The 16610-nt window shown below is 75.1% G+C and carries 13 protein-coding genes; 7 read left to right on the forward strand and 6 right to left on the reverse strand.

Annotation, left to right across the window (positions count from 1 at the left end; genetic code table 11):
- Positions 1 to 23: 23 nt before the first annotated feature.
- Positions 24 to 1475: an NCS2 family permease gene (locus tag IG64_RS17075; RefSeq protein ID WP_037856909.1), complete on the reverse strand. Its 1452-nt coding sequence runs from the start codon at positions 1473 to 1475 to the stop codon at positions 24 to 26.
- 297 nt (positions 1476 to 1772) lie between these two features.
- Here IG64_RS17075 and IG64_RS17080 point away from each other — a divergent pair, with 297 nt between their 5' ends.
- Positions 1773 to 2063, forward strand: a complete 291-nt coding sequence (locus IG64_RS17080) for a DUF2530 domain-containing protein (RefSeq protein ID WP_037856911.1) — start codon at positions 1773 to 1775, stop codon at positions 2061 to 2063.
- 134 nt (positions 2064 to 2197) lie between these two features.
- The gene (locus IG64_RS17085) at positions 2198 to 4594 is read left to right on the forward strand and encodes an HAD-IC family P-type ATPase (RefSeq protein WP_037856912.1); all 2397 of its coding nucleotides are present in this window, start codon (positions 2198 to 2200) and stop codon (positions 4592 to 4594) included.
- 16 nt (positions 4595 to 4610) lie between these two features.
- On the opposite strand, the gene IG64_RS17090 is transcribed toward IG64_RS17085, so the two are convergent.
- Both IG64_RS17090 and IG64_RS17095 read right to left on the reverse strand, forming a co-directional pair.
- The gene (locus IG64_RS17090; RefSeq protein WP_037857256.1) at positions 4611 to 7748 is read right to left on the reverse strand and encodes a sacsin N-terminal ATP-binding-like domain-containing protein; all 3138 of its coding nucleotides are present in this window, start codon (positions 7746 to 7748) and stop codon (positions 4611 to 4613) included.
- 148 nt (positions 7749 to 7896) lie between these two features.
- The gene (locus tag IG64_RS17095; RefSeq protein WP_037856914.1) at positions 7897 to 8820 is read right to left on the reverse strand and encodes a DUF3027 domain-containing protein; all 924 of its coding nucleotides are present in this window, start codon (positions 8818 to 8820) and stop codon (positions 7897 to 7899) included.
- A gap of 989 nt (positions 8821 to 9809) precedes the next feature.
- Between IG64_RS17095 and IG64_RS17105 the strand changes: the two genes are divergently transcribed.
- From IG64_RS17105 to IG64_RS17120, 4 genes are all read left to right on the forward strand, one after another.
- Positions 9810 to 11249 carry an MFS transporter gene (locus tag IG64_RS17105; RefSeq protein ID WP_037856936.1) on the forward strand — a complete coding sequence of 480 codons (1440 nt, stop codon included), beginning with the start codon at positions 9810 to 9812 and terminating at the stop codon, positions 11247 to 11249.
- A gap of 112 nt (positions 11250 to 11361) precedes the next feature.
- The gene (locus IG64_RS17110; RefSeq protein ID WP_037856939.1) at positions 11362 to 11829 is read left to right on the forward strand and encodes a hypothetical protein; all 468 of its coding nucleotides are present in this window, start codon (positions 11362 to 11364) and stop codon (positions 11827 to 11829) included.
- Positions 11830 to 11884: 55 nt separating this feature from the next.
- Positions 11885 to 12637, forward strand: coding sequence for a futalosine hydrolase (locus IG64_RS17115; protein ID WP_037856941.1), 753 nt, complete (start codon positions 11885 to 11887; stop codon positions 12635 to 12637).
- The gene (locus IG64_RS17120) at positions 12618 to 13475 is read left to right on the forward strand and encodes a 1,4-dihydroxy-6-naphthoate synthase (RefSeq protein WP_037856944.1); all 858 of its coding nucleotides are present in this window, start codon (positions 12618 to 12620) and stop codon (positions 13473 to 13475) included. The genes IG64_RS17115 and IG64_RS17120 overlap by 20 nt, the downstream gene beginning before the upstream one ends.
- 61 nt (positions 13476 to 13536) lie before the next feature.
- On the opposite strand, the gene IG64_RS43090 is transcribed toward IG64_RS17120, so the two are convergent.
- Positions 13537 to 13920 (reverse strand): cold-shock protein, encoded by a 384-nt coding sequence (locus IG64_RS43090; protein ID WP_037856949.1) that lies wholly within the window; start codon positions 13918 to 13920, stop codon positions 13537 to 13539.
- Positions 13921 to 14206: 286 nt separating this feature from the next.
- On the opposite strand from IG64_RS43090, the gene IG64_RS17130 reads away from it, so the two are divergent.
- Positions 14207 to 14455 (forward strand): hypothetical protein, encoded by a 249-nt coding sequence (locus IG64_RS17130; RefSeq protein WP_037856951.1) that lies wholly within the window; start codon positions 14207 to 14209, stop codon positions 14453 to 14455.
- A gap of 31 nt (positions 14456 to 14486) precedes the next feature.
- Here IG64_RS17130 and IG64_RS17135 read toward each other — a convergent pair whose 3' ends face one another.
- Together IG64_RS17135 and IG64_RS17140 are read right to left on the reverse strand one after the other, a co-directional pair.
- The gene (locus IG64_RS17135) at positions 14487 to 15191 is read right to left on the reverse strand and encodes an HAD family hydrolase (RefSeq protein ID WP_051813005.1); all 705 of its coding nucleotides are present in this window, start codon (positions 15189 to 15191) and stop codon (positions 14487 to 14489) included.
- Positions 15192 to 15262: 71 nt separating this feature from the next.
- On the reverse strand, positions 15263 to 16381 hold the full coding sequence (locus IG64_RS17140) for a hypothetical protein (protein ID WP_037856953.1): 1119 nt from the start codon (positions 16379 to 16381) through the stop codon (positions 15263 to 15265).
- Between the last annotated feature and the right edge of the window lie 229 nt (positions 16382 to 16610).

Below are 16610 nucleotides of genomic sequence, written 5' to 3' on the forward strand. Positions count from 1 at the left end.
CCGTGGGCCGGCGGCCCCGCGGATCAGGTCAGGCCCAGGGCCGGCATCAGGTAGTAGAAGGCGAAGACCGCCGAGACCACGTACATCGCCGCCGGGATCTCGCGGGCCCGGCCGACGGCCAGGCGCAGCACCACGAAGGTGATGAAGCCCATGCCGATGCCGTTGGTGATCGAGTACGTGAACGGCATCATCAGCATCGTCACGAAGGCCGGGACGGCGATCGTGTAGTCCGACCAGTCGATCTCCCGGATCGAGCCGGAGAGGATCAGGAAGCCGACCGCGAGCAGCGCCGGGGTGGCCGCCTGGGACGGGACCATGGTGGCGACCGGGGTGAGGAAGAGCGCCGCGGCGAACAGCAGGCCGGTGACGATGTTCGCGAACCCGGTGCGCGCGCCCTCGCCGACGCCCGCGGTGGACTCGACGAAGCAGGTGGTGCCCGAGGAGGAGGTCGCGCCGCCGGCCGCGACGGCGATGCCGTCGACGAAGAGGACCTTGTTGATGCCGGGCATCTGGCCCTCGGCGTTGGTCAGCTTGGCCTCGTCGCCGATGCCCATGATCGTGCCCATCGCGTCGAAGAACGACGACAGCAGCACGGTGAAGACGAACAGGACGCCGTTCAGCACGCCGACCTTGTGGAACCCGCCGAACAGGCTGACCTGGCCGACCAGGCCGAAGTCGGGGGTGGCGACGGGGTTGCCGGGCCACTTCGGGACGGTCAGGCCCCAGGACGGCACGTGCGCGACCAGGTCGACGATCACGGCCAGCACGGTCATCGCGATGATCGAGATCAGGATGGCGCCGGGCACCTTGCGCACCAGCAGGGCCAGGGTGAGCAGCACACCGAGGACGAAGACCAGGACCGGCCAGCCGTTGAGGTGGCCGTCGGCGCCGAGCTGGAGCGGGACGGTGGTGTGCGCCTCGTTCGGGATGCGGGAGACGAAGCCGGAGTCGACGAGGCCGATCAGCATGATGAACAGGCCGATGCCGATGGCGATGCCCTTGCGCAGCCCGAACGGCACGGCCGCCATCACGCGCTCGCGCAGCCCGCTCGCGACCAGCAGCATCACGACGAAGCCGGCCAGGACGACCATGCCCATGGCGTCGGGCCAGGACATGCGCGGGGCGAGCTGGAGGGCGACGACGGTGTTGACGCCGAGACCGGCGGCGAGCGCGATCGGGACGTTGCCGATGACGCCCATGAGCAGCGTGGTGAACGCCGCGGTCAGGGCGGTGGCCGTGACCAGCTGGCCGTGGTCCAGGTGGTGGCCGTACATGTCCGTCGCGCTGCCCAGGATGATCGGGTTCAGCACGATGATGTAGGCCATCGCGAAGAAGGTGGCGAAGCCGCCGCGCACCTCACGGGCCAGGGAACTGCCCCGCTCGGAGATCTTGAAGTAGCGGTCGAGAGCGCCGTAGGCGGGCGATGTTCCCGGCTTCTGGGGGGCGGGGACCTTGGCGGTGGCCGGGGTGGACATGCGGATGACCTCGTGGGATGCGGGAAGTACGTGAGTACCGGGCCGGGAAGGGGACCAAACATGGACGAGCCCCGCCGCTTCCCTCACCAGCAGGCTCCCCCCGGCCGCCCTGTTGGTGTTTCCTACGAAGAGAAGTAGCCAGACTCAGACCGTTTCAGTATGAACATATGAAGCGGAAAAGGCTATCTCCGCGCGTAGACCCCTGGTCCGCCCAGGAGCGGGCCCGGCGTCCGGTCCCGGACGGACGGCTGCTGACCGGCGCCCCGGACCGCGGGCGGCGGGCCGTAAGCTGAGCCCATGGCGAAGTGGACCCCCAAGCACGAGGCGCCGGAGCCCCTGGAGGGCCCCGTGGTCGCCACCATCACCGGCGGCACGATCGTCTGGTTCGTCCTCTTCCTGGTCCAGATCCCCTTCTACGGCTGGTTCGACGACCACGGCCACACCTGGTGGCTGTGGACCTGCCTGGCCGGCGGCGGCCTCGGCCTGATCGGCATCTGGTACGTGCGCAAGCGGGACGCGGCGATCAAGCGCGCGGCGGCGCACCGCGAGGCCGCCCCCGCGGGCCGCCCGGCGGCATCGGCGGAGTAGGCGCGGCGGCGGAACGGCGCAGCGGTCCCCGCGGCTCCCGTCCGCAGCCCCCGCAGCACGCCCCCTCGTCCCCGGGCCGGATCTTCGCCCCGCTCGACGAGTGAAGCCGCACATCCGCACGTACCGTCGGAAGCATGAGTCACACCGACGCCGGCGCGGAACTGGACCCGGTGCACCCCGTACCCGTCCCGCGGGCCGCCGCGAGCGGTCTGACCGGCGCCGAGGTCGCCGAACGCGTCGCCCGCGGCGAGGTCAACGACGTACCGGTGCGCAGCAGCCGCTCCCTCGCCGAGATCGTCCGAGCGAACGTCTTCACCCGCTTCAACGCGATCATCGGCGTGCTGTGGCTGGTCACCCTGTTCGTCGCGCCGATCCAGGACAGCCTGTTCGGCTTCGTGATCATCGCCAACACCGGTATCGGCATCATCCAGGAGTGGCGGGCCAAGCAGACCCTGGACTCGCTCGCCGTGATCGGGGAGTCCCGGCCCACCGTCCGGCGCGACGGCACCGCCACCGAGATCAGCACCTCGCAGATCGTCCTCGGCGACGTGATCGAGATCGGACCGGGGGACAAGGTCGTCGTCGACGGCACCTGCGTGGAGGCCGACGGGCTGGAGGTCGACGAGTCCCTGCTCACCGGTGAGGCCGACCCCGTCGTCAAACACCCCGGCGACCAGGTCATGTCCGGCAGTTTCGTCGTCGCGGGCGGCGGCGCCTTCCAGGCGGTCAAGGTCGGCCGCGAGGCCTACGCCGCCCAGCTCGCCGAGGAGGCCTCCCGCTTCACCCTCGTCCACTCCGAGCTGCGCACCGGCATCTCCACGATCCTCAAGTACGTCACGTGGATGATGGTGCCGACCGCGGTCGGTCTGGTCGTCAGCCAGCTCGTCGCGAAGAACGACGACCTCAAGGACTCCGTCGCGCGGACCATCGGCGGGATCGTGCCGATGGTCCCGGAGGGGCTGGTGCTGCTCACCTCCGTCGCCTTCGCCATCGGCGTCATCCGGCTGGGCCGCAAGCAGTGCCTGGTGCAGGAGCTGCCCGCCATCGAGGGCCTGGCCCGCGTCGACACCGTGTGCCTGGACAAGACGGGCACGCTCACCGAGGGCGGCATGGACGTCACCGGGCTGCGGATGCTGAACGGGCACGCCGAGCCGTACGTCCGCCAGGTGCTCGGCGCGCTCGGCGAGTCCGACCCGCGGCCCAACGCCTCCCTCCAGGCGATCATCGACGCCTGTCCGGACAGCGAGGAGTGGCGCTGCGTGGAGTCGCTGCCCTTCTCCTCCGCCCGCAAGTACAGCGGCGCCAGCTTCAGCGAGGGCGACGGCGAGTCCAGTACGTGGCTGCTGGGCGCCCCGGACGTGCTCCTGCCCGACGGCTCGCCCGCCCTCGCCGAGACCGGGCGGCTCAACGAGCAGGGGCTGCGCGTGCTGCTGCTGGCCCGCGCCGGGCGCGAGCTGGACGACCCGGAGGTGGCCGGGGACGTCACGCCCGCCGCGCTCGTCGTCCTGGAGCAGCGGCTGCGGCCCGACGCCGCCGACACCCTGCGCTACTTCGCCGACCAGGACGTCCGCGTCAAGGTCATCTCCGGGGACAACGCGGTCTCGGTGGGCGCGGTGGCCGCCAAGGCCGGGCTCACCGGCGCCGCCGTCGACGCGCGCCGGCTGCCCGCCGAACGCGACGGCCTGGCCGGCGAGGTGGACGAGGCGGCCGTGTTCGGCCGGGTCACCCCGCAGCAGAAACGGGACATGGTCGGCGCCCTCCAGTCGCGCGGGCACACCGTCGCCATGACCGGGGACGGCGTCAACGACGTCCTCGCCCTCAAGGACGCCGACATCGGTGTCGCCATGGGGTCCGGCTCGGAGGCCACCCGGGCGGTCGCCCAGATCGTCCTGCTGGACAACAGCTTCTCCGTGCTGCCCTCGGTGGTCGCCGAGGGCAGGCGGGTCATCGGGAACATCACGCGGGTCGCGACCCTGTTCCTGGTCAAGACGGTCTACTCGGTGCTGCTGGCCGTGCTGGTGGTGTGCTCGCAGGTGGAGTACCCGTTCCTGCCCCGGCACCTGACCCTGCTGTCCACGCTCACCATCGGCGTCCCCGCCTTCTTCCTCGCCCTCGCCCCCAACACGGAACGGGCCCGCCCGCACTTCGTCCGCCGGGTGATGCGCTACGCCGTCCCGGGCGGGATCCTGGCCGCCGTCGCGACCTTCGTGACCTACCTGATCGCCCGCCACCACTACACCGGCCCGAGCGCCCTGGACGCGGAGACCAGCGCGGCCACCCTCACTCTGTTCCTGATCTCCATGTGGGTGCTGGCGATCATCGCCCGCCCCTACACCTGGTGGCGGGTCCTCCTGGTGGCCGCCATGGGCGCGGCGTTCCTCGTCGTGCTGGCCGTGCCCGCGCTCCAGCGGTTCTTCGCCCTGAGACTGGTGGGGACGGCGATGCCCTGGCTGGCGGTGGGCATCGCCGTCGTGGCGGCGGCGGTGCTGGAGTTCCTGTGGAAGTGGGTGGGGCGCCGCTTCCCGGTGTAGCCCCTGCGGCCGGGGGTCAGTCGAACCAGCGGTCGCGGGCCAGTTCCTCCGTGCGGGACGGGTCCTCCAGGAGGGCGGCGACCTCGAAGCGGCGGGGCCACTGGCCAGCGGCCCAGGCGAGGCCCGCGGCGACACCCTCAAGGGTGGCCGCGTGCAGGACGCCGTCGCCGGTCAGGCGCCAGTCCAGTTCGGTGCCGTCGACGACGAGTTCCTCGTGCTCGACGTAGGTGACGGGCGTACGGGGACCGAGCAGGACGCCCACCGGCTCCGGTACGCCGTGCTCGGTGCCCTCGGAGTCCACCGAGCCGGGCACCGACTCGCTCAGCCGCCGCACCTGGAACAGGTCGGCCAGTGCGGCGGCGAGCGCGGGCCGCACCGGCAGCAGCGGGACGCCCGCCGTGAAGGGCAGCAGGTCCGGGGAGTCGCAGACCACCGCGTCGGCCGCGTCGACGACCTCGACCCGGCCGTCGACGACCGCCCGCACCTCGTCGGGCAGGGTCACCCGCTCCGGGTCCAGCTCGGCCAGCGCGCCGTACAGGGCGTGCAACTGGGCGGCGCTCACCGGGCGTTCGGGGTCGGCGAGGCGGTCGAGGAGTTCGGCGGCGCCGCCCGGCTCGTCCAGCAGGGCGGCGACGGAGGTGCGCACGCCCAGCGCGCGCAGCACCTGCTCGTCGTCGAAGCCGGTCGCGTCGGCCTCGTCGTACAGGCCGCGCAGCAGCGGGTCGGAGCCGGCGGCGCGCAGACCGGCCGGGCGGCGTCCGCCGAGCACCGGGTGTCCGCGCAGCCACCAGGCGGTGTAAGGACGTACGACCTCGTGGGTGCCGTCCGGCAGCAGGATCCGCACCGGCTGGGTGAGCGCGTCGCGCAGCGGCGGCCGGGCGAGCAGGGACAGGGCCCGCGGCCACTGGTCGTCGTCGACGAGGTCCAGGTCGCGCACGGCGACGAGTTCGGTGGCGACCGGCGGGACCGGGGAGTCGGGGAAGCGGTCGAGGACGTCCTCGGACCACACGTCGACCGCGTCGAGCAGTCCGGGGTCGTCGGGCTCGGGGAAGTCCCCCTCGCGGGGCTCCAGTTCGTCCGGGTCGAGGACGACGTCGGTGGCGCGGACGAGCGCGAAGTCCACGAGCACCCCGCAGGCGGCCAGCGGCTCCTCGCCCCACCTGGCGGCCAGTTCGGCGTCCACGGCGGGGAGTTCGCCCTCGCGCATGACCTCGGCGAACGGGCCGCCGGGGAAGACCAGTTCGCCGGCCGGGGCGAGTTCGCCGTCCTCGTCGGGCAGGGCGAGCGCGCCCAGCCACGGCTCGTCGCCGGGTTCCAGCCGGGCGTCGCGGACCAGGGCGAGGACGGTGTCGGCGAGTTCCTCGGCGTCCGGGGCGTCCTCGTCCCACGCGCCGGCGTCCTCGTCGAGGGAGGCGGCGACCGCGGCCCGCACCTGCGGGGTGGTGAGCACCGCGCGCGGCGTGGCGGGCAGCGCGCCCAGCTTCTCGAGGATCGGGTGGGCGGCGTCCGGGTGGGCGACCTTCAGGCCGAGGCGGGCCAGCACGTCCGGGTCGGCGGAGGCGCCGGCGTCCGGGGCGGGCAGCAGCACCTGCCGGGGCCCGATCGTCGTACGGCCGTCCGCCAGGGGCACGGGCAGCCCGGAGAGCCGGTCCGGGTCGACACCGGCCAGGCTGTCGTACAGCCGCCGCCACCACCGCGGTTCCTTCTCCAGGCCGGCCAGCCGGTCCACGGCTTCGGTCAGCGGCACCCGGGCCACGCCCAGGGTGCGCAGCTCCGTGCGCCGTTCGAGTCCGGCGGGCAGCAGGGTGGGCAGCACCTCGGCGAGCACCCGCACGGTCTCGGCGCCCGCGCCCTCCACCACCTCGGCGTCGCGGGGCCGCAGCGAGACGGGCAGGTCGTCCGCGTCCTGCTCCTGGACCGGCCCGGCGGCGGGCGGCAGGAAGGAGGTGCGCGGCAGGCGTTCCAGCACGGCCTGCCGCAGCGTGCCGTCCAGTTCACCCTTGCCGAGCGGGCCGGGCACCAGGGCGATGAGGGCCTCGGTCACCGGCCGCCAGTCGGCGAGGAGCCCGGCGTAGGCGTCGGCGGCGCGCTGCGCGAGGAAGTCGGTGAGCGGTCCGGGCGCGGTGTGCCGGCGGGTGGTGTCCAGCGGGAACGACGCGATGAGCAGGGCGGGCACGCCGAGCGGTTCGTCGCTGGGCGTGGGCGCGTGCACGACCGGGCTGGTGCGCGGGGCGAGCGGGTGGCCGTCGGCGTCGACGGGGACGGCCCAGGTGAGGGACCAGTGGGGCCGCAGCCGCTCCTCCACCGGCCGGTCGGCCAGGAGTTCGGGGGTCAGCGGCCCGTGCGCGGCGGCCGTACGCCACCGGGTGGTGCCCTGCGCGCTGTCCTCGACGACGGTCAGCGCGCCCTCGGTGCGGCGGCGCAGGGTGCGCGCGGCGGCGTCACCGATCTCGACGACGACCTCCTCCAGGCCGGGCAGGGCGAGGAGCAGGGCGTCGTCGACGGCGTGCAGCAGCCGTTCGGCGAGGCCGGCGGCGGCCGTGTCGCGCAGCGGCAGGATGACGACCGTGTCGTAGGGGCCGGGCGCGGTCCCCTCGGCGGCGAACGGGAGCCGCAGCAGCGGCACATGGCCGTCGCGGCGGCGGATCTCGTCGCCGAGGCCGGGGCTGTGCCGGGCGGTCTCCTCGGCCAGGCCGCGGGCCTCGGCCAGCGACCAGCGCACCCCGCCGTGCCGGCCGACGACGGCGGGCTCGTCGGTGACGGCGAGCACGGCGGCGAAGCCGACGCCGAAGCGGCCCACGGAGGGCAGGTCCGAGGCCGCGGTGTCCCGCTTGGCGGAGGCGCGCAGCGTGGACAGCGACTCCACGCCGGACGCGTCCAGCGGGGCGCCGGTGTTGGCGGCGACGAGGACGCCGTCGCGCAGGGTCAGCCGCAGCCGGCCGGGCACGCCCGCGCGGGCGGCGGCGTCGGCGGCGTTCTGCGCCAGCTCGACGACGAGCCGGTCCCGGTAGCCGCCGAGGACCAGGTCCTCCTCGGCGTTGGCGTCCTCACGGAACCTGGCCGGGCTGGTCGCCCACGCGTCCAGCACGCCGCGCCGCAGACGCGCGGTCCCGAACGGGTCTCCCCCGGCGGAGGGCTGCACCAACATGCTCACGTTCATTCTCCTCATGAGGGTGCCCCGACGGTACCGCGCGGCGCAGGGCGCCACCGGGCCCGGCGCAGACCGCGCCGGGCGGCGGGGGACGCCGGGAAATCCGAGAGCCGCCAGGTCCCGTCGAGAGGTCCGGCGTCCCCCAGGGTGCCTACGAGTGCCCCAGTTCGGCGGTCTCGTCGTCGGCGACGGGCACCGAGCCCGAGTCGCGCGCCGGGCGCAGCGGGAACGGGTCCACGCGGGTCTCGTCGACCACCGGCGCAGCCGGCTGCGGGGGCTTGGGCATGACGGCCGCCTCGGAGTGGCCGCCGCACCCGTACGCCAGGGAGACGACCCGCCCGTCGGCCGGGGAGAACTCGTTGGCGCAGACACCGAACGCCTGGCCCAGCGAGCCGCCGATCGGCGTCAGGAAACCGCAGCTCACACAGGACGCCGGGGCCGCCTGGGCCATCGGGGTCCTGGCGCCGTACGCCTCTTCCCAGCGGTCGGCGGCGGCATGCAGGCCGTAGCGGGACAGGACCCGGGCCCGGCGCATGCCCAGTTCCTCGGCGACCGCGGCGATCGAGCCGCGGGAGGGGGCCGTGGGCAGGTTGCGCGGGGGGCCCGCGGTGACGTCGGCGTCCTCGGCCTCCGCCAGCTCCGCCATCTCCTCGGAGACCGCGGAATTCGGCGCGGGCTCGTCCTCCCCGGAGAAACCGGGCTCCAGACGCAGGTCCTCGGCGTCGGTGGGCAGCAGGTCGCCGGGGCCCATGTCGCCGGGGCGCAGCCGCTCGCTCCAGGGCACCCACTCGGGGGCGAGCAGGGCGTCGGGGCCGGGCAGCAGGACGGCCTCGTCCAGGGTGACGATCTTGGCGCGCGAGGCGCGGACCACGGTCACCGCCCAGCGCCAGCCGCGGTAGCCGGGCTCCTTGCACTCGAAGAAGTGCGTGACGACGCGGTCGCCCTCGGACACCAGGCCGGAGTGCTCGCCGACGACGCCGGGGGCCGCCGCCTCCTCGGCTGCGGTCCGGGCGAGGTCGACCGCCTCGGCGCACAGGCGGTCGGGGGTGCGGCTTCGCGTGGTCGCTGCGCTCACAGGTATCGCTTCTCTCCTACGCCGTCTCTCGGGTGCGCCGGCCTGAAGGCGGCGGGGCGGACGGAGCGGACCCTGGACCGCGTCGACGTCCGCGCCCGATCGCGCTCGGGCGCACCTACGTCATCCATTCTGCGGTATGCACGTAAGGCGCGCGGCCGAGAACGTTCGCCACGGCGCGCTACGCACGCTACCTTCTCGCCGCCGCTGGGCCTACACCGACGGTGGGTTCAACCCCGCGCGGCGGGGTCCGGGGGGAGAGGCCGGGGACGATCCGAGGTGGACCCGGAGGGCTCCGGGGCCGGTCCGGACAGGCCGGGGGCGGGACCCGGGGGCCCGCGGCCGGTCCGGGCAGGCCGGTGACAGGCCGGGGCGGGGACGGGGACCCGCGGCCGGGCAGGCCGGCGTGGCCCTGGGACCGGGCCGGACCCGCCGGGGGGACGCGCCGCGCACCGGCCCGGTGGGCCGGAGGACGGCACAGGGCCGCCCCGGACGGCCGGAGCCGGACTGCCGCCGGCCGGGGACGCCTGGGAACGTCTGGGGGCCTCCGGGCCCCGGTCCCGTGGGCCAGGGGCGGGAGGGCCGGGACGGTCCGGGGTCGCCCGAGGGCCGGTTCGGGGCCGTCGGGGACGGGGCCGCGCCCCGCGCCGGGCCCCTCGGGCATCGCCGCCGGACCGGTCGGCGCCGCACCGGGCGAGGCTGATCCGGGGCGGAGGCGGCCCCGTCGAGGTCGGGCCCGGCTCGAAACCCGCGATCCGGACCGGGGCCGGAATCGGGACCGGCGCCGGAATCGGGGCCCGGGCCGGAATCGGGGCCGGAATCGGGACCGGTGCCGAACCGTGAGCGGGGCCGAACCGTGAGCGGTGCGGGGCGGCCGGGAGGGGCGCGGGGGCTCGTAGGGGCGCGGGCGGGGTGGGGCTGTTGGGGGCCGTCCGTCGTCGATCCGGGCCGTAATGGCGCTAGGCGCGGTCGTATCGGGGCACTATGACGGGGTGGCAGCCGCGAGGACGCCCCCGGAGACCGCAGGGCTCGGTGAGCCCGAGGGGTTGGCGGAGGGCAGCAGCCGGGGCAGCGGTTCGGGCCGGTTCGGCGGGTCCGTCCGCGCGGTGGGCCGTGCCCTGCGCCTGCCGGTCACCGGCACGGTCCGCGGCATCCGCCGCGCCACGCACGCGCACGGCGCCGGCGAGTCCGGGCTCGGCAAGCTGATCGAGCTGCACGCGGTGAACGGTGCCGGCGACATCATGATCACCGTGGCGCTCGCCTCCACGGTCTTCTTCTCGGTCCCCACCGACGAGGCGCGCGGCCGGGTCGCGCTCTACCTGGCCATCACCATGGCGCCGTTCACCGTCCTCGCGCCGGTCATCGGCCCCCTGCTGGACCGGCTGCCGCACGGGCGGCGCGCCGCGATGGCCGCCGCGATGCTGGCCCGCGCGCTGCTCGCGCTGATCATCGCGGGGGCCGCGGCCGGCGGCGGCCTGGAGCTGTATCCCGCGGCCCTCGGCGTGCTGGTCGCCTCGAAGGCGTACGGCGTGGTCAGGAGTGCCGTGGTGCCGCGGCTGCTGCCCCCGTCGTTCTCCCTGGTCAAGGCGAACTCGCGGGTGACGCTGGGCGGGCTGCTCGCCACCGGCGTGGCCGCGCCCATCGGGGCGGGACTGCACCTGGTCGGGCCGCGCTGGCCGCTGTACGGCGCCTTTGTGATCTTCGTCGCGGGAACGTTCCTCTCCTTCTCGCTGCCCCGCAAGGTCGACTCGGCCAAGGGCGAGGACCGGGCGCGGCTCGCGGCCGACGCCGAACGGCCGCACGGGCCGCGCCGCAGGCCGCCCAAGCGCCCCGGCCTGCGCAGCGTCGGCACGGCCGTCACCCACGCCCTGGCCGCGAACGCGGCGCTGCGCTGCCTGTCCGGCTTCCTGATCTTCTTTCTCGCCTTCCTGCTGCGCGAGCACCCGCTGGCCGGCGAGAGCGCGGCGGTGTCGCTGGGGATAGTGGGCGTCGCCGCGGGCACGGGCAACGCGCTCGGCACCGCGGTCGGCGCGTGGCTGCGCTCGCGCGCCCCGGAGCTGATCGTCGTGACGGTCGTGGCGATCGTGCTCGGGGTGGCGGTCACCGCGGCCGTGTTCTTCGGCGCGTTCCTGGTGGCGTGCCTGGCCGCGTTCGCCGGGTTCGGGCAGGCGCTGGGCAAGCTGTCGCTGGACGCGCTGATCCAGCGGGACGTGCCGGAAGTGGTGCGCACCTCCGCGTTCGCCCGCTCCGAGACGCTGCTGCAGATGGCCTGGGTGCTGGGCGGCGCGATCGGCATCGTCCTGCCGCTCAACGGCGTACTGGGCCTGTCGGTGGGCGCGGCGATCGTCGCGGCCGGCTGGCTCCCCACGGCGCGCGGGCTGCTCGCCTCCGCCCGCCGCGGCACGGACACCGGCCCTCCCCGGGCGGCCTGACCCCCTCGGGGGGCGGCCCCAGGGGCGCCGGGCCCTGCCCGCCGGGCCGGTCGGGCGGCACGCCGTACCCCCGCGTGGCCGGAGGGCTGGACGCGCCCGATAGCCTTCGGCCATGACCTCGCTGCAATCCGCTGTGCGACGCCGCCGCGCCGTCGCCGCCGCCGGCGCCGTTTCCGCCGGACTGCTTCTCCTGACGGCCTGCGACAAGCCGACGCCGATGGCCACGATCACCGTCGGCGACGACTCGGTGCACTCGGAGGCCACCTGCTACAACGACGGCAAGGCGATCAAGACCGCCGACCTGCCGAAGTGCCTGAAGTCGGACAAGACGATCAAGGTCGACCCCGACGAGACCGTCCGTCTGGGCGTCGACCCGGACATCGCGGACAAGGGCTGGGCCGTCCTGATGAACGGTCAGCCGCTGACCGACACCAGCAAGAAGACGTACACCACCATTCCGGGCAGCGTGTTCTTCAACCCCCAGTACGGCGCCAGCGGGAACTCCACCTGGATCGCCATCAAGGAGGGCGACAAGGACGTGACGGGCGTGTGGTCCTTCAAGCTGCAGAAGGACTCCTGACACGTCCTCCGTACGCGTACTCGTCGCCACCGCCGTCCCGGCCGAACGGGACGCGGTGGCACGGGCGTTCACGGAACCGGTGCGTGAACTGGCGCTGCCCGCGACGACCGTGCACCGCTTCGGCGGGTACGACCTGATCGCCGCCGGGGTCGGGCCGGCCCTCGCCGCCGCCTCCACCGCGACCGCCCTCACGGCCGCCGCGCTCGGCGGCACCCCGTACGGCCTGGTCGTCTCCGCGGGCATCGCGGGCGGCTTCCCGCCCGGCCGGGAGCCGGGCGCGGACCCCCGGACGACCACCGCCGCGCACACCGCGACGGACGGCGGCGCGCCGCCCGCCGCGGCTGCCGGGGCGCCCGTCGGGTCGCTCGTCGTCGCCGACGAGATCACCGCCGCCGACCTGGGTGCCGAGACCGGTGACGGGTTCCTGCCGGTGACCGACCTCGGCTTCGGCACCGTCACCCACCGTCCCCCCGAATCACTCGTACGGGCAGCCGCCGCCGCGACCGGCGCGGCCACCGGCACGGTGCTGACCGTCTCGACGGTGACCGGCACCGCCGCCCGCGCCGGTGCCCTGCGCGCCCGCCACCCCCGCGCCCTCGCCGAGGCCATGGAGGGGTTCGGCGTCGCCGAGGCGGCCGGTGCGCACGGCGTCCCCGTCCTGGAGCTGCGCGCGGTCTCCAACCCGGTCGGGCCGCGCGACCGCGCCGCCTGGCGCATCGGCGACGCGCTCGCGGCCCTGACCGAGGGCTTCGGGAAGCTCGTCCCCGTACTGGAGAGTTGGAAGCCACATGAGCCCGCAGAATCCTGAGCAGTTGCAGATCGCCTACTCGCCCTGCCCCAACGACACCTTCGTCTTCGACGCCCTCGCCCACGGCCGCGTCCCGAACGCGCCCGCCCTCGACGTCACCTTCGCCGACATCGACGTCACCAACGGCATGGCCGAGCGCGGCGAGCTGGACGTGCTGAAGGTGTCGTACGCGGTGCTGCCGTACGTGCTGGGCGAGTACGCGCTGCTGCCGTGCGGCGGCGCGCTCGGCCGGGGCTGCGGGCCGCTGGTGCTGACCCGCGAGCCGGAAGCCGGCCTCCAGGGGCGCACGGTCGCGGTGCCCAGCGAGAAGTCGACGGCGTACCTGCTGTTCCGGCTGTGGGCGGCGGACACCGTGCCCGGCGGGGTGGGCGAGATCGTCGTGATGCCGTTCCACGAGATCATGCCGGCCGTGCGGGACGGGAAGGTCGACGCCGGTCTGGTGATCCACGAGGCGCGCTTCACGTACCAGAACTACGGTCTGCACAAGCTCGCCGACATGGGCGAGCACTGGGAGGCCACCACCGGGCTGCCCATCCCGCTCGGCGCGATCATCGCCAAGCGGTCGCTGGGCGCGGACACGCTGAACCGGCTGGCCGAGTCGGTCCGCGCCTCGGTGCGCGCCGCCTGGGACGACCCCGAGGCGTCGCGGCCGTACGTCATGGAGCACGCCCAGGAGATGGACCCGGCCGTCGCCGACCAGCACATCGGGCTGTACGTCAACGAGTTCACCGCCGACCTGGGCGAGGACGGCTACGCGGCGGTCCGCGGGCTGCTCACCCGGGCGGCGGCCGAGGGACTCGTACCGCCCCTCGGCCCGGACGCGCTGTCCTTCCCCTGACCGGCTCCGACGGCGCCGCCGGCACCGCGGCGGGGACCGTGACCCGGACCGGCCGGCCGGGTCACACGTCCAGCTGGTCGGCGACCGCGCGCAGCAGTCCGGCGACCTTCTTGCCGGAGGCCTTCTCGGGGTAGCGCCCGCGCTCCAGGGTCTGGCCGACGCTCTCCAGGAGCGTCGTCAGATCCTGGACGATCGAGAGCAGCTCGTCCGGCTTCTTGCGCTGCGCCGCCGCGACCGAGGGGGCCGGTTCGAGAAGCGTCACGGTCAGGGCCTGGTCGCCGCGCTGACCGGCGACCACTCCGAACTCCACCCGCTGTCCCGGCTTGAGCGTGTCTACTCCGGCGGGAAGGACCGAGGAATGGACGAAGACGTCGCCGCCGTCGTCGCGGGAGAGGAAGCCGAAGCCCTTCTCGCTGTTGAACCACTTGACCTTGCCAGTCGGCAAAGCACACACTCCCTCGATCGGTCCCGGACGCCGTTGAACTGCCGACGAACCACCTTACCGGGGCTCTCCCCACCCGATCACGCCCTTAACCACGCCCCGTAACGGGGCCGGGAGCCCGCGCGCCCCGGGTGGCGCAAAAGAGGCGCACGGCCGCGCGGACCGCCCGTCGGCACCGCGTCCGCCCTGCCTGCCCGGTGACGCCGGCGACCGCCCGCGGGCGTCGCCGGGACGCCGCCCGTGCCCCGGCCCCCGCCCGGTACGGGGCGCGGGGAACTACCCTGGGCGGGTGCGTGACAAGACCCCAGCGAATCCCGCCCCCGGTGACCGGCTGATCCGGGCCGGTGCCCTCGTCTTCTTCCTCGGCGCGCTCTGCACCATGGTGACGGTGGCGCCTTTGTTCTTCGGCGCGAAGCCCTTCCCGGCCTACATGTTCGGGCTGAGCATGCTCATGGCCGTCGGCTTCCTGATCGCCGCCGGCGGCGTGTTCCAGTCGATCGCCGCGGGCCGCCGGCAGGCTCGCGGCGACGCCGGGTAGGCGGGGCGCACCCGGGCCGCCGGTCGCGTGTCTAGGCCGAAAAACGCGGGCCGGGCCGCGCGCCGGTCTCTTCGCCGGACCCCGCGCCCGCCTCTTCGGCGGCCCCTTCACCGGACTGCGCGTACTCCGAGAGCCAGGCCGGGAACGCGGTCAGGCCGGTGAGGACGACGTCCGCGCCGGCCGAGCGCAGTTCCTCCGCGTCGCACGGGCCGGTGGCCACCGCCACCGACAGGGCGCCGGCCGCGCGGGCGCCGCGTACGTCGCCCACGTGGTCGCCGACGTACACCCGGGCGCCGTACTCGCGCAGTGCCTGCGCCTTCTGCTCGGCCCACAGGCCGCCGATCACCGCGTCCGGCTCGATGCCCAGGTGCTCCAGGTGCAGCTTGGCGTTCGGCTCGTACTTGGCGGTCACGACGATCGCCCGTCCCCCGGCCCGCCGTACGGCCGCGACCGCCTCCCGCGCACCCGGCATCGCGAGCGTGGGCGTGACGGCGGTCGCCGGGTAGATCTCCCGGTACAGGTCCGCCACGGCCGCCACCCGCTCGGCCGGGAACCAGTTGACCAGCTCGTCCTCCAGCGGCGGCCCGAGCCGCGTGACCACCAGGTCGGCGTCGACGGGCGTCCCGGTCCGCGCGGACAGCTCCACGTAACAGGCGTGGATGCCGGGGCGCGAGTCGATGAGGGTCATGTCGAGGTCGAACCCGACGGTCAGCGGACGCGAGGTGGTGTGGGCCATGGGGGCCATTGTGCCCAGGGGGCCGGGCGGGCGTACGGCCGGACCGGATCCCGGACCCCCTCGGGGCGGCGCTACCGCCGGCGCTGCGAGCGCCAGAGCAGGAACAGGGCCGACAGCACGGCCGCCGCACGGACCACCCACGGCCAGGTGTGGGCGACCGCGTCGTTCATCTGGCCCTGGGCGATGGGAGTGCCCCAGCGGCCGTCCTGGCGGCCCCACAGCCACACGAGCCCCGCGGCCAGGGCCAGCGCGGGCATGCCCATGACGGCCCACTTGGACTCCGTGGGGGTCAGCCGCCGGGATCCGTACGCGATGACCCAGCCGAACAGCAGCGCGAACGGGTTGCCGGTCACCGCACCACCCACCAGCAGCGCGGCGGCGAGCAGGAGCAGCGGGTTGCTCCACCTCCCGGCGGGGCCCGCCTGCCCGCCCGCGCGCCGGGGCAGCAGGGGGAAGCGGCGCCGGGGGGCCGCTTCCGGTGCGGCCGCCGCGTCCTCCCCCGCGACCGCCGCGGGCGCGGGCTCCGCCGCCGCGGGCTCCTTGGGCGGCGGGGCCTTGAGCAGGTCGGGGATCTCCACACCGCCGACGAAACCGGCCGGGACGTCGTCCCCGAGCCCGAACGGGCTGCCCTGCGTGCGCCACCAGCCGTCGCGGGGCAGCGCGGCGGCCAGGTCGTCCGCGGTCGCCAGGTGCGGCGGGACGGCGCCGCCGGCCGGCGGTGCGGGGGCCGCCTCCGGGCGGGCCGGACGCGGCCTGGGCACGACCCGGCGCAGCCCCCTCGGCCTCTCCCGCTCCGGTTCCGGATCCGCGGCGGGCCCGGTTCCCGTCTCCTGCCCTCTCCGGGCGGGTCCGCCGGGGGCGGGGCCCGGCTCGCGCTGCACGGGCACGGCGGGGCCCTGGGGCCATGCGGTTCCGGGGCCGCCGGCGCCGGGGGTGCCCGGGGCGGCTCCCGGACCGGCGGTGCCGCCGCCCGCCGCCGCGACGACGTCGTCGGGGCTGCCCAGGCGGTCCAGGATGCGGCGGACGGCGGCGGGACTGTCGACGGCCGCCTTCGCCCGGCACCGGTCGATCTCGTTGCGCAGCTCCGACACGAGCCGCATCCGGGTGGCCGAGGACAGCTGGCGCTGCTGCGCGACGTCCCCGACGCGGCTCAGATACTCGTAGACGACCTGGTCGCTCTCGATCCCCACGAACCCCTCCGGGGCGGCTGGCCGATGACCCCGTGGCACGACGGTACCGCGTGCGCGGCGCCCACCGTAGCCACCGGCGACCGTGGCCGACGGCGACCGCACCACCGCCCGCACGGCCGGGACCCTGCCACCGCCGGCACACCCGGGAACCCGACGCCGCCCGCACAGCCGGGAGCCGGTCGCCACCCGCGCACCGGCTGCCCGCCACCGCCGGACAGCCGGAACCCGC

Origin of the sequence: Streptomyces sp. NRRL S-340, assembly GCF_000720185.1 — a bacterium.
Lineage (GTDB): Bacteria > Actinomycetota > Actinomycetes > Streptomycetales > Streptomycetaceae > Streptomyces.